Origin of the sequence: Rhodococcus sp. 5A-K4 (assembly GCF_046097995.1) — a bacterium.
Classification (GTDB): domain Bacteria; phylum Actinomycetota; class Actinomycetes; order Mycobacteriales; family Mycobacteriaceae; genus Rhodococcus_F; species Rhodococcus_F erythropolis.
This window is the reverse complement of record NZ_JBJURM010000011.1, coordinates 156,338-177,581: the sequence shown is the minus strand read 5'-3', so window position 1 is coordinate 177,581 and position 21,244 is coordinate 156,338. Positions and strand designations below refer to the sequence as shown.

19 protein-coding genes are annotated in these 21,244 nt (G+C 64.2%); 12 read left to right on the top strand and 7 right to left on the bottom strand.

The window, feature by feature from the left end; translation table 11 throughout:
* Window positions 1-53 precede the first annotated feature (53 nt).
* Together ACKAMS_RS16755 and ACKAMS_RS16750 are read left to right on the top strand one after the other, a co-directional pair.
* Window positions 54-1,412, top strand: a complete 1,359-nt coding sequence (locus ACKAMS_RS16755) for a hypothetical protein (RefSeq protein WP_307846892.1) — start codon at window positions 54-56, stop codon at window positions 1,410-1,412.
* Between the two features lie 106 nt (window positions 1,413-1,518).
* On the top strand, window positions 1,519-2,646 hold the full coding sequence (locus ACKAMS_RS16750; RefSeq protein ID WP_020908095.1) for a glycosyltransferase family 4 protein: 1,128 nt from the start codon (window positions 1,519-1,521) through the stop codon (window positions 2,644-2,646).
* 82 nt (window positions 2,647-2,728) lie between these two features.
* On the opposite strand, the gene ACKAMS_RS16745 is transcribed toward ACKAMS_RS16750, so the two are convergent.
* Window positions 2,729-4,540: an AMP-dependent synthetase/ligase gene (locus tag ACKAMS_RS16745; protein ID WP_408989276.1), complete on the bottom strand. Its 1,812-nt coding sequence runs from the start codon at window positions 4,538-4,540 to the stop codon at window positions 2,729-2,731.
* Between the two features lie 159 nt (window positions 4,541-4,699).
* Between ACKAMS_RS16745 and ACKAMS_RS16740 the strand changes: the two genes are divergently transcribed.
* The 8 genes from ACKAMS_RS16740 to ACKAMS_RS16705 all read left to right on the top strand — a co-directional run bounded on the left by ACKAMS_RS16740 (window position 4,700) and on the right by ACKAMS_RS16705 (window position 11,348).
* On the top strand, window positions 4,700-5,086 hold the full coding sequence (locus ACKAMS_RS16740) for a hypothetical protein (RefSeq protein ID WP_019748899.1): 387 nt from the start codon (window positions 4,700-4,702) through the stop codon (window positions 5,084-5,086).
* A gap of 63 nt (window positions 5,087-5,149) precedes the next feature.
* The gene (locus tag ACKAMS_RS16735) at window positions 5,150-5,587 is read left to right on the top strand and encodes an SRPBCC family protein (RefSeq protein WP_019748898.1); all 438 of its coding nucleotides are present in this window, start codon (window positions 5,150-5,152) and stop codon (window positions 5,585-5,587) included.
* Window positions 5,588-6,856 carry an ArsA family ATPase gene (locus tag ACKAMS_RS16730; RefSeq protein WP_408989275.1) on the top strand — a complete coding sequence of 423 codons (1,269 nt, stop codon included), beginning with the start codon at window positions 5,588-5,590 and terminating at the stop codon, window positions 6,854-6,856. It begins immediately after the preceding gene.
* A complete protein-coding gene (locus tag ACKAMS_RS16725) occupies window positions 6,853-7,248 on the top strand; it encodes a hypothetical protein (RefSeq protein WP_019748896.1) in 396 nt (131 codons plus the stop codon). Before ACKAMS_RS16730 ends, ACKAMS_RS16725 begins: the two co-directional genes overlap by 4 nt.
* A 124-nt stretch (window positions 7,249-7,372) precedes the next feature.
* Window positions 7,373-8,413: an ROK family protein gene (locus ACKAMS_RS16720; protein ID WP_020969875.1), complete on the top strand. Its 1,041-nt coding sequence runs from the start codon at window positions 7,373-7,375 to the stop codon at window positions 8,411-8,413.
* A 94-nt stretch (window positions 8,414-8,507) separates the two neighbouring features.
* On the top strand, window positions 8,508-9,314 hold the full coding sequence (locus tag ACKAMS_RS16715; protein ID WP_378668671.1) for a lysophospholipid acyltransferase family protein: 807 nt from the start codon (window positions 8,508-8,510) through the stop codon (window positions 9,312-9,314).
* A gap of 66 nt (window positions 9,315-9,380) precedes the next feature.
* Window positions 9,381-9,872 carry a polyadenylate-specific 3'-exoribonuclease AS gene (locus tag ACKAMS_RS16710; protein ID WP_003941683.1) on the top strand — a complete coding sequence of 164 codons (492 nt, stop codon included), beginning with the start codon at window positions 9,381-9,383 and terminating at the stop codon, window positions 9,870-9,872.
* A gap of 90 nt (window positions 9,873-9,962) precedes the next feature.
* Complete coding sequence (locus tag ACKAMS_RS16705; protein ID WP_007730070.1) at window positions 9,963-11,348, top strand: class II 3-deoxy-7-phosphoheptulonate synthase; 1,386 nt, start codon at window positions 9,963-9,965, stop codon at window positions 11,346-11,348.
* 83 nt (window positions 11,349-11,431) lie between these two features.
* Here ACKAMS_RS16705 and ACKAMS_RS16700 read toward each other — a convergent pair whose 3' ends face one another.
* Window positions 11,432-11,860 (bottom strand): protein-tyrosine phosphatase family protein, encoded by a 429-nt coding sequence (locus ACKAMS_RS16700; protein ID WP_020969872.1) that lies wholly within the window; start codon window positions 11,858-11,860, stop codon window positions 11,432-11,434.
* Window positions 11,861-11,887: 27 nt separating this feature from the next.
* Window positions 11,888-13,951, bottom strand: coding sequence for a Stk1 family PASTA domain-containing Ser/Thr kinase (gene pknB, locus ACKAMS_RS16695; RefSeq protein WP_019748891.1), 2,064 nt, complete (start codon window positions 13,949-13,951; stop codon window positions 11,888-11,890).
* A gap of 333 nt (window positions 13,952-14,284) precedes the next feature.
* Here pknB and ACKAMS_RS16690 point away from each other — a divergent pair, with 333 nt between their 5' ends.
* On the top strand, window positions 14,285-14,653 hold the full coding sequence (locus tag ACKAMS_RS16690; RefSeq protein ID WP_020969869.1) for an Rv2175c family DNA-binding protein: 369 nt from the start codon (window positions 14,285-14,287) through the stop codon (window positions 14,651-14,653).
* A gap of 20 nt (window positions 14,654-14,673) precedes the next feature.
* Here ACKAMS_RS16690 and ACKAMS_RS16685 read toward each other — a convergent pair whose 3' ends face one another.
* The 4 genes from ACKAMS_RS16685 to ACKAMS_RS16670 form a co-directional block, all read right to left on the bottom strand.
* Entirely contained in the window at window positions 14,674-15,618 is a 945-nt protein-coding gene (locus tag ACKAMS_RS16685; RefSeq protein ID WP_029255559.1) for a phytoene/squalene synthase family protein, read from the bottom strand.
* A 10-nt stretch (window positions 15,619-15,628) separates the two neighbouring features.
* Window positions 15,629-17,206, bottom strand: a complete 1,578-nt coding sequence (locus ACKAMS_RS16680) for an alpha-(1->6)-mannopyranosyltransferase A (protein WP_408989274.1) — start codon at window positions 17,204-17,206, stop codon at window positions 15,629-15,631.
* Window positions 17,207-17,304: 98 nt separating this feature from the next.
* Window positions 17,305-18,897: a phytoene desaturase family protein gene (gene crtI, locus ACKAMS_RS16675; RefSeq protein WP_408989273.1), complete on the bottom strand. Its 1,593-nt coding sequence runs from the start codon at window positions 18,895-18,897 to the stop codon at window positions 17,305-17,307.
* Window positions 18,898-18,899: 2 nt separating this feature from the next.
* The gene (locus ACKAMS_RS16670; protein ID WP_021344573.1) at window positions 18,900-20,039 is read right to left on the bottom strand and encodes a polyprenyl synthetase family protein; all 1,140 of its coding nucleotides are present in this window, start codon (window positions 20,037-20,039) and stop codon (window positions 18,900-18,902) included.
* Between the two features lie 170 nt (window positions 20,040-20,209).
* Between ACKAMS_RS16670 and ACKAMS_RS16665 the strand changes: the two genes are divergently transcribed.
* Complete coding sequence (locus ACKAMS_RS16665) at window positions 20,210-21,199, top strand: methylenetetrahydrofolate reductase (RefSeq protein ID WP_003941803.1); 990 nt, start codon at window positions 20,210-20,212, stop codon at window positions 21,197-21,199.
* Window positions 21,200-21,244: the final 45 nt, after the last annotated feature.

The window sequence follows — 21,244 nt, the reverse complement described above, 5'->3', positions numbered from 1 at the left end:
CGTGTGGCCAGCCGCCGTGAAGCGTCGAGTCGAGTTCTCCTACACTCGGCACCGTGCCGACTGAACCGATGACGACGCCCGACGTCGGCGCAGATCGACCACGCCGTTGGGAGTATCCAGCCCTCGTGGCGCTCGGCGTTGCCGTGGTGCTCGTTCTAGGGTTGACGATCTTCCTGACGAACAGGTCCGATTCCGACGAAAATGCGGCCAGTGAGCAGGACGCCGAACGCACCGCGCAGGTACAAGCATTTCTCGATGCATGGGCTGCGGCGCAGATGTCCGACGATCCGTCGGGGCTGGCGAAGTTCGTCGACAGTGCCGCGGCACCCGGTGTGCTCGAAGCGGAAGTTCGACGAGCCACCGCTGCGGGAGCGCTCGACTTTGCCGACTGGGGATACGAGATTCCCAGCGGCGGCCTGACACCGGCGCCGCGAACCGGTGCACCGGACGGAGACGTCGAGGTCTGGAATGCACAGGTTCTGTTGCGATACGCCCTCGACGGCGTTGACGCATTGCCCACTCGCAAGGCAGTGTCCATGACGCTCGCGAAACGCGGCGATCAGTGGTCGGTTCTTGCGGACGGGTCGATCGTCGGACTGGACGGAGCCCGAACGGCGGGCGAATCCTGGAACGGCCCTTGGGACTTCGGCCCGCTGGCCGTCGCCGAAAATGCAGCGGGCAATGCACTCGTGATCGGTCACCCGGGTCAGCAGGCGTTCGTCGACGCTTTGGCGGCCGATGTGGACTCAGCCATCGAAAACACGACGCAGTTGTGGGGGCCGTGGTGGTCCGAGCGCGCGGTGCTCATGGTGGCGGGGTCCGCGGAGGAGTTCACCGCACTGGTCGGCTCCCATCACGACGGCGCTTCGATTGCCGCAGTGTCGGTCGCGGATGCAACGGCGGACGGGTCTTCCGACGTGAGCGGCCAGCGGGTGGTCTTCTCACCTGCCGCGGCTTCGAGGCTGACCGACATCACCAGGCGAACGGTGTTGCGCCACGAGCTCATGCACATAGCCGCCCGATCGAAAACCCGTGACGGGTCGCCGATGTGGGTGTTGGAAGGGTTCGCCGAGTACGCGGGAAATCGTGGATCCTCGCGGGCCTGGGGTGAGATCGCGCCGACTCTGGCAGCAGCGGTCCGCTCCGGCGATACTCCGACAGAGTTTCCGGACGACACACAGTTCGGCGGTGTCCCGGTCGTGAGTTCACTGGCGTACGAATCGGCGTGGTCTATCAACGCGTATATCGCTGATCGATTCGGCGAGGCGAAGCTGACCGACCTCTTTCGCGCCCTCGCCTCCGGAAAGATGACGGCCGAAGACCTCGACTCGCGGATCCGAGCGGTCCTCGGCGTTGGAACCGAGGAACTGCGAGTCGGCTGGGTCGACTGGACCAACAGCCATCTGGGCTGAGCGGTTTGCGGCTGGACGTTCGACTCGGCGAGGTGAGCTTCGCAAGTCTCGAAGCACTGCGTGCCCTTGTCACGACTCCAAGCACAGCGTGCCCTACGGTGGACGGATGCGCCGGACCCTCTTGGTGACCAACGATTTTCCTCCTCGCCCCGGAGGTATCCAGTCTTATCTCCACACGTTTGCCGGGCACCTGCCGGCGGACAAGTTGGTGGTGTACGCACCGCGGTGGCGGGGCGACTCGCACAAGAAGTTCGATGCGGCACAGCCTTTCGAGGTCGTTCGGCACCCGACGACACTGATGCTGCCGTCGCCCTTTGTCGCTCGTCGGGCCGCGAAGCTGGTCAAGAAGCACGACTGTGAGTCGGTGTGGTTCGGTGCGGCAGCGCCCTTGGCGCTGTTGGCGCCGGTTGTTCGACGCGCCGGAGCGAGCCGAGTGATCGCGAGTACTCACGGCCACGAGGTCGGGTGGTCGATGATTCCCGGTGCGCGGCAGTCGTTGCGTGTGATCGGCGATCACACGGATGCGGTGACGTTTGTCAGCAAATACACCCGTGGACGGTTCTCGGCGGCTTTCGGCCCGCAAGCGGCGCTCGAGCACCTTCCGTCCGGAGTGGACACGTCGGTGTTCCACCCGGACTCGGTCGCCCGCGCAGAACTGCGCAAGCGATACGGGCTGGGGGAGCGGCCCACGATCCTGTGCCTGTCGCGGCTCGTGCCACGCAAGGGGCAGGACATGCTCATCAAGGCGCTGCCGACCATTCGCAAGAGCGTCGACGGGGCGGTACTGGTGATAGTCGGCGGTGGACCGTACGAGGACCACCTCCGTCAATTGACACGTAAGACCGGGATGGACGATCACGTCGTCTTCACCGGCACGGTGCCCGCCGCAGAGTTGGCGGCTCACCACACGATTGCCGACGTGTTTGCCATGCCGTGTCGCACGCGAGGCGCGGGATTGGATGTCGAAGGACTGGGAATCGTCTACCTCGAGGCCTCGGCGACCGGCGTTCCGGTCATCGCCGGCCGCAGTGGTGGCGCTCCGGAAACCGTGCAGCAGAACAAGACCGGGCTCGTGGTCGACGGCACCTCTGTTCGTGACGTCGCCGAATCCGTGATCGAGGTGCTGTCCGATCGTGATCGAGCGGCCGCGATGGGAGCAGCCGGCCGGGAGTGGGTTGCCGAAGACTGGAAGTGGGACACGCTCGCTTCGAAGCTGCGTAATCTGCTCGGCTGAGCCACCGGGACTCGAACGCAAACGGCCCGCACCGAATTCGGTGCGGGCCGTTCGTTGCTGCGAGAAGCTGCTTGCCGAAAACCTACTTGGCGTAGATCTTTTCGATGTCGGCGGCAAAGCTCTCGTGCACGACGTTGCGCTTGAGCTTCATCGTGGGCGTGAGTTCGCCTGTGTCCTCGGAGAAGTCGACCGGAAGAATGCGGAACTTCTTGATCGCCTCGGCGTGTGAGACGAGCTTGTTGGCCTCGTCGATGGCGTCCTGGATTTCACCGACCAGTTCGCCGTCCGAAACCAGGTCGGCAGCTGTGGTTCCCGCGGCCTTGTTGTTGCGCTCGTTCCAGGCGGGAAGTGCCTCCGCGTCGATGGTGATGAGAGCGCCGATGAAAGGCTTCTGGTCGCCGACCACGATGGCCTGGCTGATCAGGGGGTGTGCGCGAAGGGAATCTTCGAGCTGAGCGGGGGAGACGTTCTTGCCGCCTGCCGTGACGATGATTTCCTTCTTGCGACCGGTGATCGTGATGTAGCCGTCCTTGTCGACGGTGCCCAGGTCTCCGGTGTGGAACCAGCCGTTCTCGATCGACTCGGCGGTCGCCTTCTCGTTGCGCCAGTAGCCGGTGAAGACCACCGGTCCCGAGAGGAGGATCTCGCCGTCTTCGGCAATGCGAACGGAGTTGCCGGCCAACGGCTTTCCGACAGAGCCGACCTTCTGTGCGCCGATGGTGTTGACGGCGAACGCTGCGGTGGTCTCGGTCAGTCCGTAGCCCTCGTAGATCGTGACGCCGATACCGCGGAAGAAGTGGCCGAGTCGAGCGCCCAGGGGTGCACCACCGGAAATGGCCAGCTGGCACTGTCCACCGAGTGCAGCGCGCAGCTTCGAGTACACGAGCTTGTCGAAGAGGGCGTGCTTGGCCTTGAGAACGATGCCCGCGCCGCCCTTGTCCTGAGCCTCGCTCCACGCGACCGCGGTGTCTGCGGCCGCGTCGAAGATCTTGCCCTTGCCGTCACCGTGCGCCTTGGCGCGTGCGCTGTTGTAGACCTTCTCGAATACGCGCGGCACCGAGAGGATGAAGTCGGGCTTGAACTCGCCGAACGTCGGAACGAGGTTCGGGATGTCGCTCGTGTGTCCAAGCGCTGCACCGGCATCGAACGACGCGATGCTGACTGCGCGAGCGAGAACGTGCGCGAGCGGCAAGAACATCAGGGTGCGAACGCCGGGAGTCTTGAGCAGCGTCCCGAGGTTGGAGTCGAGGATGCCCTTCGACTCCGCAATGAGGTTGGAGTGCGTCAGCTGGCAGCCCTTGGGTCGGCCAGTGGTGCCCGAGGTGTAGATCAGGGTGGCGGGATCGGAGGCCTTCAGTGCAGCGACGCGGGCGTGGACGTCCTCGTCGGCGATGTCGGCGCCCAGTGCGGTCAATTCCTCGACGACACCCTTACCGGCTGCCGCGGCATCGATCTGGTAGACCGTGCGCAGCGCGGGTGCGGCTGCAGCGACGTCCTTCACGGTCGCGGCGTGAGTGTCGTTCTCGACGATGAGGTCGATTGCTTCGGAGTCCTCGAGAATCCAACGAACCTGCTCGGCTGCGGAGGTTTCGTAGATCGGAACCGTCACGCCACCGGCTGCCCAGATGGCGTAGTCGACGAGCGGCCATTCGAAACGCGTCGCCGACATGAGGCCGACGCGGTCGCCTTGCTTGACGCCGATCGCGATGAGGCCCTTGGCGACTGCAGTCACCTGGGCGGCGAAATCGCCTGCAGTGACATCGACCCATGCATTTCCGACTTTGCGCTTGTAGACAACCGCCGCCGGCTTCGTCTTCGCGAAGGCGAAGACCGAGTCGACCGCGGAGGCATCCTCGGGAATGGTGAACGTCTGGGGTGCGCTGAACTCAGGCACGAAATACCTCCGACACTGCGAAATACTGACGAGTAGGGTTTTCGTCTCCTACTGTAGTCGCATGTCCGACGCAGTTGTGGCCAGGCTTACAGTCTGTCCGGTATGTAGTGGTGCGACACCCCCCGACGCTTCGCCGACGCGATATGTGAAGCTACTTCGGTGAGCAGCATTCAGGTCGCAGACCAGACTTTCATCGCCGCCCCGCCCGAGCGGGTCGCCGAACTGTTGTCCTCGCGCGCGCGGTGGCGTCGCTGGTTCAGTGATCTTGCGCTCGAAGTCCGGGAAGATCGCGGTCCCGCAGGATTCCGTTGGGGAGTGTCCGGTCAGCTGGTCGGCACCATGGAGGTGTGGCTCGAACCGGTCATGGACGGGACGATCGCGCACTACTTCCTGCACTGTGAACCGGTCGGCGTATCACCGTCGGATCTGGCGAACCTCGACCTCGCCGGGATGAACCGAAAGCGTCGGGTCGACGGCAAGGTCATGTCCTTCCAGCTCAAGCGCGAACTCGAAGCAGGACGTGCCGCCGGGGTAGCACCGGACTGATAATCGAAGTAGTGCTCGTTGTGCAGGTTCTGGACTTTTGACGAAGGAAGGTAGCGCAGTCGTATGGCCGAGAAGACCAAGGGGTTGATCAGCATCGACGCCCCTGCCGACGCCGTGATGGACGTCATCGCCGATTTCGCGCAGTACCCCGAATGGGTGGCCGCGGCGAAGTCCGTCGAGGTGACGGCGCCGGGGCAGGGCGGCCGCGCGGACCGAGTGCGTTTTGTCCTCGACGCGGGGATGGTGAAGGACACCTACGAACTGCAGTATTCGTGGGCGCCGGACGGTATGGCGGTGAGCTGGGAGCTGATCTCGGGTGAGATCCAGAAGTCCCAATTCGGTTCGTACACACTCGAGCCCGGCCCGAACGGCACCACCTCTGTCACCTACGAGTTGACGGTCGACCTGACGATCCCGATGATCGGTCTCTTCAAGCGCAAGGCCGAGAAGATCATTACCGACACAGCTCTGAAAGAACTGAAGAAGCGAGTCGAGGGCTGAGTGCCGGAGCAACGATCTCGCGTCCAACTGTTCGTCGGTAAAGGCGGAGCAGGCACGACGACGCTTGCCTCGGCGACGGCTGTGTCGGCTGCGTCCGACGGGGCACGAGTGCTTTTGGTGTCGATCGATCAGACAGGTTCTCTCGCGGATGTCGTGGGCGCGCCGGCGCTGCGAACGACTACACCTCTCACCGAGCGCCTCGACGTCCGGCAACTCGACACTTCCGAGCTCCTCGAGGAAAAGTTCCGAGGACTGTCGAGACTGATCGATGCTGCAGGAAATTTCGGAGCGGGAGATCACGAACACGGTTCGTCGTTCGAAGGGTTGGAACCGGAAGAGTTGACGGGATCCCTGGGGATCCAAGACATACTCGGACTCTCCGAGATCGTCGATATCTCGAGCAGCGGTGACTACGACCTCGTGATCGTGGACTGTCCGGCCGCAGCCGAAGCGCTGCGGATCCTCGGGTCGCCGTCGATGGTGTCGGAGTATCTCGAGCGATTGTGGCCGCGGCACAGGCGGATGGTCGCCGTGACGGGCTCGGACATGCGAGTGTTGCTACTCGTGTCCGTCATCGAACGCGTGCTCGCGTCGGTGGATCGAATCGCCGTTCACCTCTCGGATCGGAAGAACACCAGCGTGCGCGTTGTGACGTCGGCCGATGGCGTGTCGGCCGCGGCGACTCGCCGGACGCTGTCCGGTCTGGCTCTGGCCGGATTGCGAGTCGACGGGATTATGGTCAACAACATTGTCCCGCAGTTCAACTCGTCGGCCGGGAAGGGTGTCGACGATTCGCCGGCGGCGCAGTGGCTTGCTTCGATCAGGGCGTCACAGGCACTCGTCGTCGACGAATTGCGTGGATCGACTGATGGAATGTCCGTCACAACGGTCGAGCGCGCCTGCGCCGAACCGGTAGGGTTGGCGGCTCTGGGCGAGATCGCGGCCACGTTCGAGGGTGGAACGGGCACGGATTCGGACACCGTCGACACAATCGACGCTGTCGACACCGCGGACAACATCGTGGTGTCGTTGGAGTCGGGGGCCGGAGTCGATTCGGTGTACGTGATGCGGATGTACCTTCCGCTCGTGGATCCGTCGTCGTTGTCGTTGGGCCGGGTGGAGGACGATGTGCTGGTGGGAGCAGACGGCGTACGACGCAGAGTTCGTTTGGCGTCGGTGCTGCGTCGTTGTGTCGTGAACGGGGCGGAGTTGGACGGCAGTTACCTGATCATCCGGTTCAGCCCGGATCCCGCGGTGTGGCCAGTATGAGCGAAGAGCACGAGCGCCTCGTCGCGGAATTTCGTGCGCTGGCGGATACCGTTCTGACGCGCCTGGAACCGGTATTGCAAAAGGCTGCAGCAGCGACGGCCGACGTTGCGGGTGACTCGGCGTCAGCGGACACGCAGCCGGTGTTCACCGGCTGTAGCTGGTGCCCGGTGTGCGCTCTCGCTGCACTGGTTCGCGGTGAGCACCACGAACTACTGGCGTTTCTCGCGGGTCACGCAGCGGCGTTCCTCGCATTGCTTCGCGAGATTCTCGACGAGTTTCTCGGGGGGCCGTCCGGCCCGGATCGCGGACCGGACAGCGGAGCGACGACGCCAGGTGCCGAGCGAACTCGAACGGCGGCATTTGTCCCGATCAACGTGACGGTCAAGGACTGACTTAGTACCCCGGGTAGAGCTGACGGCCCGCGATGAGCACAATCGACACAATGGTCACCGACGCACGAGGCACCGATACAGGGTGCGCACTCCAGCGGGCGCCGCTCGCGCGGGAATTGGCGCGATGAGCGCGCGCCGCTTGAAAGCGGTCTCCGACTCCACCATGGACGACATCTTGACGGTCGGCATCGACGTCGGCGGAACGAGCATCAGGGCCTCCGTCGTGGACGTCGACGGACAAGTGCTCGAGATGATTCAAGCCCCGACCCCGCAGTCCGCACGCGCTCTCGAAGACGGCCTCGATCGCGTCGTACGCGAACTGGTCACCCGGCACGAGGTATCTGCCGTGGGGTTGGCGGTCGCCGGCTTCATCACCTCCGATCGAAGCTCGGTTCGGTTCGCGCCGCACTTGCCCTGGGTGGACGCGCCGGTGGGCAGTGACTTGAGTAAGCGGCTCGGATTGCCCGTCGTTCTCGAGCACGACGCCAATGCAGCGGCGTTCGCGGAGCACCGATTCGGCGCGGCCGCAGGTGGCCGCAATGTCGTGATGGTGGCAATCGGGACCGGAATCGGCGGCGCGCTGCTGATCAACGGTGAGCTGTACCGGGGCAGTCACGGCGTCGCCCCCGAACTCGGCCACATCCAGGTCGTGCCAGGCGGGCGTCAGTGTGCGTGTGGCAAGCGTGGGTGTTGGGAGCGCTATTGCAGCGGAACGGCGCTCGTGGACACGGCAATCGAACTGCTGGCCGCCGACCCGGCTGCGTCGACGGTTCTGGCGCGCGAAGTAGCGGTGGATCCGGGTTCCCTCACCGGTCGCCGGATCGCCAACGCCGCGCAGGACGGTGACCCACTCGCTCTGGCAACCATTGCCGAGTTCACCCGTTGGCTGGCCGTCGGATTGGCGATGGTCGGGGACGTCTACGATCCCGATCTGGTCGTGATCGCAGGCGGCGTCGCGAGTTCTGCCCCACTGTTTCTCGACGACGCCCGTGAGCAGTACGCGACATTGTTGACCGGCGCGAAGCACCGCCCGCTGGCACGAATCCGTTCGGCTCAACTCGGCGAAGCTGCGGGCATGGTGGGCGCCGCCGCATTGGCGCGTTCGGTAGTGCCTCAGGATCTCGGTGGGGTCGACGGCGCTGGAACCACGTCTGCCGGACTGTGATCGGGTCGATCCTCCAGGGGCGTGTGTAGCGGGGGTTACCGGTCGGCAGTAAGGTCGTACTCAGCGAAATTCAGCTGTGAATGGGAGGGACGCCGTGTGGTATTGGCTCTTCAAGTATGTGTTGCTGGGGCCGATTCTCTGGCTGCTCGGGCGTCCGACGGTCAAAGGTCACGAGAACATTCCGACTGACGGCGCGGCCATTCTGGCCAGCAATCACCAGGCGGTTCTGGACTCGTTCTACCTTCCGCTTCGCGTCAACCGCCGTATCACCTTCCTTGCCAAGAGCGAGTACTTCACCGGTTCCGGCCTGAAGGGCGCTTTCCAGAAGTGGTTCTTCACCGCGGTCGGACAGGTCCCCATCGACCGAACCGGCGCGGACGCGGCGCAGGATGCGCTCAACGCCGGTCTCAAGGTTCTCGGTTCGGGCAGTCTGCTGGGTATCTACCCCGAAGGAACGCGTTCGCCTGACGGTCGTCTCTACAAGGGCAAGACCGGAATGGCGCGCCTCGCGCTCGAATCGGGCGTCAAGGTGATCCCGGTTGCGATGGTCGGTACCGACAAGATGAATCCGATCGGCTCACGGATGTGGCGCCCCGCGAAGGTCACCGTGATCGTCGGTGAACCCATCGATTTCTCCCGCTTCGAAGGCATGGGCGGAAACCGCTTCGTCGAGCGGGCTGTGACCGACGAAGTGATGTACAAGCTGATGAAACTCTCCGGTCAGGAGTACGTGGACATCTACGCGGCGAGCCTCAAGAACCAGGCGCCCACGAAACCCGAAGCTGCCGTCGATGTTCCGGCGGAAGGCAGCGAGTCGGTTGTTGATCTCGTGGTCTCGGCCGAGTCGAAGGAGTCCGCGAAGACCGACAAGGATTCGCTCCCGGACGCACAGGCCAGCTAGAGATTTCCCACACCTGCCGCACGCGCATTGGCTCCAGAGCCTGCGCGTGCGGCATAGTTTTCGGACGTGCGCTACTTCTACGACTGTGAATTCATCGAAGACGGTCGAACCATCGATCTCGTGTCCATCGGCGTTGTCTGCGAGGACGGCCGAGAGTATTACGCGGTCTCGACGGAGTTCGATCCCGCCCGTGCCGGTAGTTGGGTGCGCAAGAACGTGCTGCCGAAGTTGCCGCAGCCTTCGTCGCCGCTGTGGAAATCACGCGAGAAGATCCGCGACGATCTTCTGAAATTCTTCGTTCCGCGGCCGATGGTCGTTCCGGAGCTCTGGGCGTGGGTAGCCGCATACGACCACGTCGCGCTGTGCCAGTTGTGGGGCGATATGACCGAACTACCGCAGTCGATGCCGCGGTACACCCGCGAACTCCGACAGTTCTGGGAAGACAACGGCAGTCCTGCCCTCCCGTCAGCGCCCGCCGACGCACACGACGCACTTGCCGACGCCAGGCACAACCTCGTGAAGTTCGATGCGATTTCGGCAGCACGCTCACTTCGCTGACTCAGGTTTCGGTGCGCGAGAAGTGTCCCGATTGGGCTGCGATCGAGAGCCTGTGTGACGCGCCGACGGGCGAGCGAATATCCTGTAGAGGTGAACTGGACTGTCGACGTGCCGATCGACCGCTTGCCCGAACTCCCGCCGCTGCCTGCCGGACTGCGTAAGCAGCTCGACGAGGCACTCGCGAAGCCCGCTGCTCAGCAGCCCTCGTGGCCCGCTGACCAGGCGGCCGCCATGCGGACTGTGCTCGAGAGCGTGCCTCCCATCACGGTGGCCAGCGAGGTCGAGGCGCTGCAAGAGCGTCTCGCGCAGGTCGCGCGTGGTGAAGCATTCCTGCTCCAGGGCGGTGACTGCGCCGAGACATTTGCGGACAACACCGAGCCGCACATCAAGGGAAACATCCGCACGTTGCTGCAGATGGCCGTCGTGCTCACCTACGGTTCCTCGATGCCTGTCGTCAAGGTTGCTCGCATCGCCGGCCAGTACGCCAAGCCGCGTTCTGCCGACATCGATTCGCTGGGGCTCAAGTCGTACCGCGGCGACATGATCAATTCGCTCGTCGCCGACGAGGCAGTCCGTGCGCACGATCCTTCGCGTCTGGTGCGCGCATACGCCAACGCCAGCGCCGCGATGAACCTGGTTCGCGCGCTCACCGGCGCCGGTATGGCCGATTTGCACAAGGTGCACGACTGGAACCGCGAGTTCGTCGCAGCTTCGCCCGCGGGCGCACGCTACGAGCAACTGGCAGCCGAGATCGACCGCGGCCTGCAGTTCATGAACGCGTGTGGCGTCACCGATCCGAGCCTGCACCAGGCACAGATCTTTGCCAGCCACGAGGCCCTGGTTCTGGACTACGAGCGCGCGATGCTGCGTCTCGACAACGACAGCGACCACCCCAAGCTCTACGACCTGTCGGCCCACTTCCTCTGGATCGGTGACCGCACCCGTCAGCTCGACGGCGCGCACATCGCCTTCGCCGAGTTGGTCTCCAACCCGATCGGCCTCAAGATCGGTCCGAGCACCACGCCGGAAATGGCGGTGGAATATGTCGAGCGTCTCGACCCCACCAACAAGCCGGGTCGACTGACTCTGATCTCGCGCATGGGCAACGGCAAGGTCCGCGACCTGCTGCCGGCGATCATCGAGAAGGTCCAGGCCACCGGCCACCAGGTCATCTGGCAGTGCGATCCGATGCACGGCAACACCCACGAAGCCTCCACCGGGTACAAGACGCGCCACTTCGATCGCATCGTCGACGAGGTTCAGGGCTTCTTCGAGGTCCACAACGGCCTCGGCACGCATCCGGGTGGTATCCACGTCGAGCTGACCGGTGAGAACGTCACCGAGTGCCTCGGCGGCGCGCAGGACATCTCCGATCTCGATCTCGGTGGTCGCTACGAGACGGCGTGCGACCCCCGATTGAACACCCAACAGTCGTTGGAGCTCGCGTTCCTCGTGGCCGAGATGCTGCGAGGCTGAAACCCTGCTTCGCCGAAGCTGATTCGCACTGGCACTGATTTTCGGCAAACGCCCTCACCCGCTCGCGCCGGTGGGGGCGTTCGCTATTTCGTGAATCGTGTGACGAATCGGCGCTGCCAGGGCATTTCGACGGCGCGAGGTGAGTAGCGTGCGCGAACGTACGCGGTGGCGTCCTCACTCGGCACTCCGTCCATAATGGCAAGAGCGGCCAAAGCTGTTCCGGTGCGGCCGAATCCGCCACCGCACGCGATCTCGACTCGCTCGGTTTCCGAACGCACCCACACTTCGTGCAAGGCGCTGCGCAGCGCGTCGGGATCGCTCGGCAACCAGAAATCTCGCCAGCGGACCCACACCGAATCCCACTCGGTGGCGGGAGGTTCTTTACCGGTCAGGTAGACACCGAAGGTGGGGAGAGGTCCGGAAGGAAGTGGATTGCGGAGTCCTCGACCCCGAATCGATCTCCCCGACGGCAAGTCGAGTATCCCTATGCTCTCGGGTTCCCACGTGGCCATGAATTCAGACTAGGCCGAAGCGGACTGTCAGGGAATTGCGACGACGCTGATGTCGGTGCCCTTGGCAACGAGGTCGTTCTTGACGCTCTGGCTGATGATGACCGAGCTGTCGTTCTGGGTGAGCTGACGCACGGTGATCTCGAGGCCGAGGCGGCCGAGTTCTTCGCGTGCTGAGGAGACGGAGCGGCCGATCAGCGAGGGAACCTTGACGGAGTCGGAGATGAGGAGAACAACGGAGGTGCCGGCGTTGACGGAGGACCCGACTGCGGGATCTGTGCCGATCACGCTACCGCCCTCGACGGCGTCGTCGAACGTTGTTCTGGTGGTGCTGACGGAGATACCTACCTTGTCGAGGGCGGCGCGCGCAGCGTTCTCGGACATGCCCTTCACATCGGGAATGTCAACGGGCGGTGACCCTTTGGACGTGATGACCTTGACCGAGGAGCCCACGGCAACCTCGGTTCCCGGCGCCGGGTCGAGCGCCGCCACGCCGCCGATCGGGATCTTGGAGCTGAATGTGTCCCCGCCGTCGACCGCGACGAGAGTACGGTCGGCGAGTTGTGCGCCCAGGGCCGAGACGTCGCCGCCGGCCGGAATGGGCGGGACAGTCGGACGCCCGAGCGAAGTCAGCAGCGCGACGGTCGAGCCTTTGGTAACCCTGGAGCCGGAGGCCGGGTCTGTCCCGATCACCGTGTCGATGGGTTGGGCATCGGAGTACTGACCCTGGACGTCGGGGGAGAGCCCGGCGTCCTGCAGGGCGGTGACCGCAGTGTCCTTGGTCAGCCCGTCGATCGAGGGAACAGCCGTATAGCGGCCCGAGCCCATCCACCATCCGCCGAAGCCCAACGCAAGCGCGAGGACCGCGATGACGAGCAGCCAGATCAGGGTGGCTCGTCGAGACTTGCGTCGTGCTTCGACAAAATGAGCGTGCGGATCGTCAGGTCCCAGTTGGTCGTCGCCGAAATCGGAACCGTCGTCGAAATCCGAGTCGCCGTCGACCGTCGCCGGACGAGCAGTTTGTGCGGTGACCGCGCGAGTGTGCTGAATGCCACCGGGGGGAGGAGAGCCCGTGCCGAGCGCCGTGGTGGCTGCCGCAGCCGGGGCCACGCCGGACGCCAATACCGTCGTGGCACCAGGGTTCGGGCGCGCAGCAGAGTTCGGGTGTACATCCGTCGGGGGCGCAGGCGCCGGTTGTGGCCGAGCCGGGGCAACCTGCGCGCTCTGGTGCTGGGCGCTTCGACGCGGAGCCGGAACGCGGTATGACGGAAGTTCCAGTTGTTCGCTCACACTGCGAAGTGCAGCTGCCATCTCACCAGCGTCGGCGAAACGATGTGCCGGCTCGCGGTGAGTGGCTTCGGCAACCAGGCGATCGAACTGCGCCGGTACACCGGGGATGCGTGAACCGGGGCGCGGGACATCGTCGTGGATGCGTTGGTAGGCGATGGAGAGTGACGTATCACCGGTGAACGGTGTTGTACCGGTGAGAAGTTCGAACATCAACACGCCGGTCGAATAGACGTCGCTTCGAGTGTCGGCAATTCCTGACGTCACCTGTTCCGGCGACAGATAGGCTGCGGTGCCGAGGATCACGCTGTTGGAGGTGGTGGTTGCTGCCGCGGCTGCACGCACCAATCCGAAGTCGGCGATCTTCACTTCGCCGGTGTCCGAGATCAAGATGTTCTCGGGTTTGACGTCACGGTGAACCAGTCCCGCTCGATGCGCCACCGCCAACGCGTCCAGGACAGGTGCCACGACTGCAGCGACGGCGTGAGGCGGCATCGGTCCGCGCTCACGAAGGAGTTCGCGCAAAGTTCCACCGTCGACGAGTTCCATCACGAGGAACACGTGATTGCGATCGCTGCCCTGGTCGTAGACGGCCACAAGGGACGGATGCTTGAGTCTGGCCACGGCCCGGGCCTCGAACTCGAAACGAGTCAGGAACGCTGGATCGCCGGCAAATTGCGGGTCCATCACCTTGATCGCGACAGGTCGATCCAACCGTGTATCGAGGCCTCGATACACGGTCGACATACCGCCGCGCGCGATCGGTGCGTCCACTCGATAGCGGCGCTCGAGCATTTCGCCGATCAACCCTCGACCTCCGTAATGACTATTCCTCCGTGCTTGCGATCTGTGTGGTTGTGCTCTGTGTGGTTGTGCTCTGGGCGGTAGCTGTCAGCATGTAAGTAGTGGCCCCCGCCGTACGGGCGCCGATTCGCGGTCACCACGAAATCCCAGTTCACGAAATCCCGGTTCGCGAAATCTCGGTTACTGATACGCCGCATCCCGTCCATCGTAGCCAGCGATACCGACGCGGAAGTCTCGAGAACGTCACAGAGCGCTGTGACCCAAGCGGAGCGGCGGTTTCGAGCACTGCACCGGGCGGTACACAGCGGGCTCGCCGGACCGGATAAACTTCTCGCGGTGAGCGCGATTCCTTATTGTGATGATGTCCTGGATTCTTCGGTTTCCCTGTTCCAGCTGGTGGATGTGGCGAAGAACGTCGGGTTGCCGGTGAGCAAGGTTCACCAGTTGCTTCGCGATCACAAGATCATCGCAGTCAAGCGGCATGGCGTTCTCGGTGTCCCCGAAGTGTTCTTCGGCGAGGACGGCCAGATCGTCAAGTGGTTGCCCGGTCTGCTGGCGGTGCTGCACGACGGCGGCTACACCGATATCGAAATCCTTCGCTGGTTGTTCCTGGCCGACGATTCCCTGCCGGGGCGCCCGGTGGACGCACTGCATGGTGATCTCGCGCGTGAGGTCATCCGCCGCGCACAGGCCATGGCTTTCTGAGATGCCGGCCTTCTGACAACTCACCTCATGCGGTTTTTCGCCGCGTAGGTTGCCGACCGGACCAGACCCGGCGCAGCGACTCGAAGTCGCGTGCGTCCGGGAACGGACACTCGTCGATGCAGTATCCGGAAGTCGGCGCGCTCGACCTGGTCGAGAATTGCTCCGTACAACACGAAAGCCGTGCGGATCGACGGCTGGACCCGCCGATCGAGCATCGGGATGCCGGATTCGGCGGACCGATACCGCCCCCGCGTCACGGCAATGAAGTGTGCCAGCGCGCGCTTGACCCGAACGTCCACCGTTCCGGTTCTGCGCCCGTGCTCGAGCATCTCGATGTCGACCCCGAATGCGGCGAACTCGCCCGCCGGGAGATACAGACGTCCCCGGTCGAGGTCTTCACCGACGTCGCGGATGAAGTTGGTCAGCTGAAACGCCTCACCGAGATTCGACGCGGGCACTACAGCTTCCTGCTGCGGAACGCTCACTCCGAGAATCGGGAGCATCTGCAAACCGATGACGACGGCGGAGCCGTACATGTACTCGGCAAGCTCGTCCATCGTGTTGTAGACGGGTCGAAACTTCGCGGTGTCGGGGGCGTCCATCCGCATGGACTCGAAGAAGGCGTCGAAGTATGCACGCGGAATGTCGAACGTCTTCACAGCATCGGCGAAGGCAGGGAGTACGCGTGTCAGGTCGAGGGGAACCGTCGACGGGAAGCCACCTGTCGCAGTGGGGTTGTCGAGTGCGGTGACGGCTGCACGTTCGACGTCGGCGAGCACCGTGCCTCGTTCATGCGGACCCGAGGGTTCGTCCACGACGTCGTCGACGACGCGAGCAAATGCGTAGAGAGCGTGAACTGCGCGGCGTCGAGGCTCGGGCAGCAACCGAGTGGCCAGAAAGTACGTTCGGCCGTGTTCCCTCGTCACGTCCTCGCAGAATTCATAGGACGCAGACAATGCGTTCATGACACGCGGATCACGCAGATTCTGACGTCGAGGGCGCCGAGGCGGCTGACGTCATTTCGATCGGTTTCTCGTGTTTGCGTCCACGAAGTCTGAGTGGATCTTCCGTCTGCAAGGACATAGCCGCGATCACGGCAGCGACGATGGCCAGAGCCACATGCGGGAAGGTGTAGAGGCCGATCGATCCGTCAGGCTGGAACACCAGCATCAGCCAGGTGGACAGCCCTGTCAGTACGGCGAGAGTCGTCGGCGACATTGCGAAACCGGCCGCTACTGCCAGCGGCCAGGAGTAGTACCAGGGGAGTGCTGCGGGGGACAGAACGACGATGGCGACCATCACGATCACGATGCCCATGACGGCGTCGCGCTCGGTCTTGCGGTAGCGCCACCACACGACGGCGATGATCGCGATCAACACAACCGCCGAGATGGTCCGGGAGACTTCGAGGATGTCGTTGAAATGGTCACCGGCGAACCAGGAGGTGACCATGGTTCCGATGTGCGCCACGATCGTGGGCAGCGAGAGCCAGTTGATGATCTTTGCCGAACCCGAGAGTGCGGTCGTCCAGCCGAGGCCGACTCCGGCGATCAGTGAGGTGGATCCGAGTACCGCCACGAATACCGCGAAACCTGCACCGGCCGTTTTGACGAACGATCGGATCGGTGACGCCGGTTCGCGCCCGGCCGCGGCCGCGTCCTCCCGCTCGTGGATCATCCAGATCCAGACGATGAAGGGAAGTGCGACGCCCGCGGTTGCCTTGATCGCGACGGCGAGTGCGATCAGCCCGATTCCGAACAGGTGCTTGCGTTCGAGAGCGAGCGCAATGCCCGCGGCCATGAGGCCGACCATGAGCATCTCGTTGTGAACGCCGCCGATCAGGTGGATCAGGACGAGGGGATTGAGTACTGCGAGCCACAGGGCGATCGAGGTGTTTCCGCCGAGCTTCGTCGCGAGATGGGGAACGGCCCACATCATCAGGGCGAGTCCGGGCAGCATCGTGATCCGCAACAGCATCGTGCCGGCGATGACGTTCTCGCCGGTCAGCCGAACGATGGCGTCGGCAAGGAGAAGGTGAACCGGGCCGTACGGGGTAGTTGTCGTCGTCCACACGTTGGAGACGTTGTCGAGCAGGATTCCCGGATTGACGACGGGGCCGACGGCATACGGGTCGAAGCCGTTGCGTAACAAGGCGCCCTGTGCCAGGTAGGAGTAGGCGTCACGGCTGAACATGGGCACCGCGAACAGCAGCGGAAACGTCCAGACCGGGACGACGTAGCGCAGGCCGCGCAACGAGACGTCACCGCGCAGAGTCGAGCGGCCCAGTCGAACCCAGGCAGCGATCATGCACAGGACACCGATCCAGACGATGGCCGCCGACAGAATCGATCCGTGTCCGAAACGGAGCCAGGACAGATGCATCGACTCGAGCAGCGGATCTTGGCGCCGGACGCTACCGGCACCGAATCCGCCGAACGTGATCATGACTGCGCCGAAGAAACCGAGCAGTGCACTGTGACCTTCGGGAGTCCGAAGGAAATTGGCGGCCCTTAGGTGCCACGGTCTTTCAGTGGCTGCGGCAGAGGACGTCATCGGTGCAGGTTCCTCCCCCGAGGAGATCGGTGTCGATCGGCGCATGCAGCGCCCGAGTCGGTGAATCGTGGATGAATGGTCGGTTACGAGGCGCTAGTTTAGTTGCTCGCACGAGTGCCCACCGCGCTGGCTCGCTCGCGTGTACCGGTAATACGTTCGGCGGCGAGCCGGCCGGACAGCAGAACGGTCGGTACTCCCACCCCCGGAACGGTTCCCGATCCGGCGAGAACGACGTTGTCGAAGCCGCGGGCGAGGTTCTTGCGTCGGAACGGCCCCGTCTGGGTGAAGGTGTGTGCCGCCGCGAACGGGCTACCCGCGGCCATGCCCTTCTCGAGCCAGGTCTGCGGGGTGTCGACGTGATCGATATCGAACCCCTCGACCAGTCCCGTATAGCCACGTTCTTGCAGCGTGAGGATGATTTCACGCACGTAGGCCGGGCCGAGAACTGCCCAGTCGAGCGGCGCACTGTCCAGATTCGGGCACGGCGCGAGGACTGACAGCGGTTCACGGATCCGGCCGTCTCGCGAGAAGGCCAGGCTCGGGTCGGTCTGCGCCGGTCGGGTGACGAGCAGTGACGGATCACTCATCAATTGCCCGCGGCCGCGGCGTGCCGTGATCTCGGCGAAGGTGCGCTTCCACGCCTCGCCGAAGTCGATCATGTGGTGTCGCTGCGCGGGCCATCCGTCGGCGACGGCTGAAGAAACAGTGCCGTGAATCACGACCGCGGACGGCGATGTACGCACCGGTCGCGTGCGCAATCGCGTATGCGGGCGCAAGAGGGAGTCCGTGACGGCCATGTCGGGGGTGAGGACTGCGACATCACAGTCGTAGCTCTCACCGTCGCGTGTGTGTACGGCACGCACGCGACGGTCGCTCGCCTCGAGTCGTTCGACCGTGCGGCCGAGATGCAGAATTCCGCCGGCCTCGGTGAAAGCGTCGGCCATCGACTCGGCGATCGTGCGCATCCCGCCCTCGGGAAAGTAGACGCCCAGTGAGGTGTCCATGTGAGCGATCGCCCCGTACACCGCGAGGGCTCGAGACGGAGCAACTCCCGCATACAGCGCTTGGAAAGTGAAGATCCGCCGGAGGCGAGGGTCGCGGATCTTGCGATCCACCTGCCCGCCCAGTTTCCCGAATCCTCCCAGTGCGACGAGTCGGCTCAGATCCTTGACTGCTTCACGCGAATTGACCAGTCCGAGGGGAGAATCGAAGTCGGCGTCCATGAAGCGGTCGAATTCCGCGTCGAAGATGCGGTTCAGCCATCGCCGCAACGCACGGTATCGCTGCGCTTCTTCCGGCCCGCAGACACGGGAGACTTCGGCAGCCATGTCTTCGGAGTCGGCGTGAACATCGAGAGCGGTGCCGTCTGCGAATCGCGCGTGGTACGTCGGATCGAGCTTGTGCACAACGAATTTGGGGTTTGTCGAGTCGGGGTCGGAGCCGACGGCCGCAAGAGCGTCTTCGACGAGTTCGGGCATCGTGAGCACCGTTGCGCCGTTGTCGATGCTGTAGTCACTGCCCTGGTAGACACCGACTCGCCCGCCGACCGAGCCGTTGCTCTCGAGGATCGTGACGTCGCGGCCGGCGCCACGCAGATACAACCCCGCAGACAGTCCGGCAAGTCCTGCGCCGACGATCACGACTCGATCGGTCGGCGAGCTGACGGTTCGAGTGCGGTGCACGTCTGCCACGGTCAGTAGCTTCGCTTCGTGGCCGCGATCGCCATATCGGTCAGGCGAGCCTTGGACTCTGCCGTTGCCGTGCTCGAGTCGAGGGCGTTCGCAGCTGCCTCGACGAGGGTGTCGATCTGCGTTTCGACGTCGGTGACGGCGCCAAGATCGGTGATCACCTGACGCAGAGTGTCGACTTCGTTGTCGGTCAACTGGGTGCCGATTCCGTTGCGGAGCAGTTCTGCTGCCGCCGGATCTGCGGCGTCGGCGCGGGCAAGCGCCATCGCGAACAGGACAGTCCGCTTACCGGCGATGAGATCGTCGCCCGACGGTTTGCCCGTGACGGACGGATCTCCGAAGACACCGAGCAGGTCGTCGCGAAGTTGGAAGGCAATCCCGATGTCGGTGCCGAACGTCCGGTAGGCATCGATCAACTCGGCGTCTGCACCGAACAGTGCGGCGCCGAGGTGCAGTGGGCGTTCGATCGTGTACGCGGCGGTTTTGTAACGGTTGACCCGCATGGCTGCCTCGACGGTCTCGTCTCCGCGGGCTTCGTTGCTGATGTCGAGGAATTGGCCACCGAGCACCTCGGTGCGCATTGCCGACCAGACCGGGCTCACTCGTGCGGCCGCGTCGGGGCTGATCCCGGATTCTCGGATCATGTCGTCAGCCCAGGCCAAGGCCAGGTCGCCGAGGAGAATGGCGACGGCCTCGCCGAAGTGCGCGGAGTCGCCGCTCCACTCCTCGCCTCGGTGCTGGTCCTCGAATTCGACGTGAACGGTCGGGAAGCCGCGCCTGGTCGTTGATGCGTCGATGATGTCGTCGTGCACGAGCGCGCAGGCCTGCACCAGTTCGAGGGCCGCGCATGCACGAATCACCGCCTCCGCGTCGCTCCCGTTCGGGTCGCCTCCGGCGCCGAGCCATCCCGTCCAAGCGAACGAGGGCCGGACGCGCTTTCCTCCGCGCAGGACGAAGGCTTCGAGGGTGCTGACGGCTTTCTCGTATCCACCGCCGATGTTCGAGACGAGTTCGCGGCGTGAATCGAAGAAGTCGCGGAGCGCTCCTTCGAACATGCCTGGCAGTTCGAGTGAGGTCGGATGCGGTGCGGTGTTGGTCGAACTCTGTCCAACGCGCGCGGTTCCTGCGGACAGGGTGGCCTCCAAGATCGGTATGTTCTCGCGCCGGAGGGTTACACGGAAGCGAGCTTGAGGCCCAGCTTAGTGGGGGTTGGAATCAACGGGGGTTCGGGCCGTGAACTGCGTGATCCTGACATTCGGGATACGCGGTCCTGGGCGATGAGCTTGTTTGCAGCTGGAAAACATATGCTTGACCGGTGACATTCGATCCAGTCAGGGGCCGCTCCAGCGAGGGGTGGGCCACCCGAACACCGTCGATCGTCGATCGGATCGCTTCCTCGACAGGTAGCCGTATTCCGTTCTCGGTCGAGTTTTCGCCGCCGCGCGACGCTGATGCCGAAGCGCGCCTGTGGCGTGCGGTGCGTACCTTCGAGCGGCTCGGACCGGCGTTCGTCTCGATGACTTACGGCGCAGGTGGCTCGACGCGCGATCGTACGGTGCGCGTCACCGGCGAACTGGCCGAGGAGACGACCCTGCTGCCGGTTGCTCACCTGACTGCTGTTTCGCACAGCACCGAAGAACTTCGCGCCATGGTCGGTGCATACGCCGACCGTGGCATCAGCAACATCCTCGTGTTGCGCGGCGATCCGCCCGGCGATCCGCTCGGCGAGTGGAAGAAGCATCCCGAAGGCGTCGAGTACGCCGAGGAACTCGTGCGGATGGTCCGTGACCTGGGCGACTTCCACGTCGGCGTCGCGTCGTTCCCCGAGGGGCATTACCGCGCTCCGGACTTGGCGTACGACACGAAGTACCTGGTGTCGAAGTTGCGTGCCGGCGCCGAGTACTCGATCACGCAGATGTTTTTCGACGTGGAGGACTACCTGCGTCTCCGTGACCGGGTGAGTGCATACGACGCAGAACAGGGCGCCAAGCCGATCATCCCGGAGATCATGCCGGTGACGTCGCTGCGCTCGGTGAGGCGCATGCTCGAGCTCTCGGGCTCGTCGTTGCCTCCCGCCCTCGAACGCCGATTCGACGCCGCGGCCGGAAGCGGTCCGGACGAGAACCGTGCAGCGGTCCGCGAACTCGGCATCGATCTGGCCACCGAGATGGGAGAGCGGTTGATCGCCGAAGGCGCTCCGTGCCTGCACTTCATCACGTTGAACTTCGCGCGCGCCACCAGCGAGGTCCTCGAGCGACTCGGTCTCACCCCCGACACCTCTGTCGGGACAGCACAAGCCGTCTGATTTCCGGTTTCCCCGCTCGACACCAATCGAGGGGGCAATCGTCAG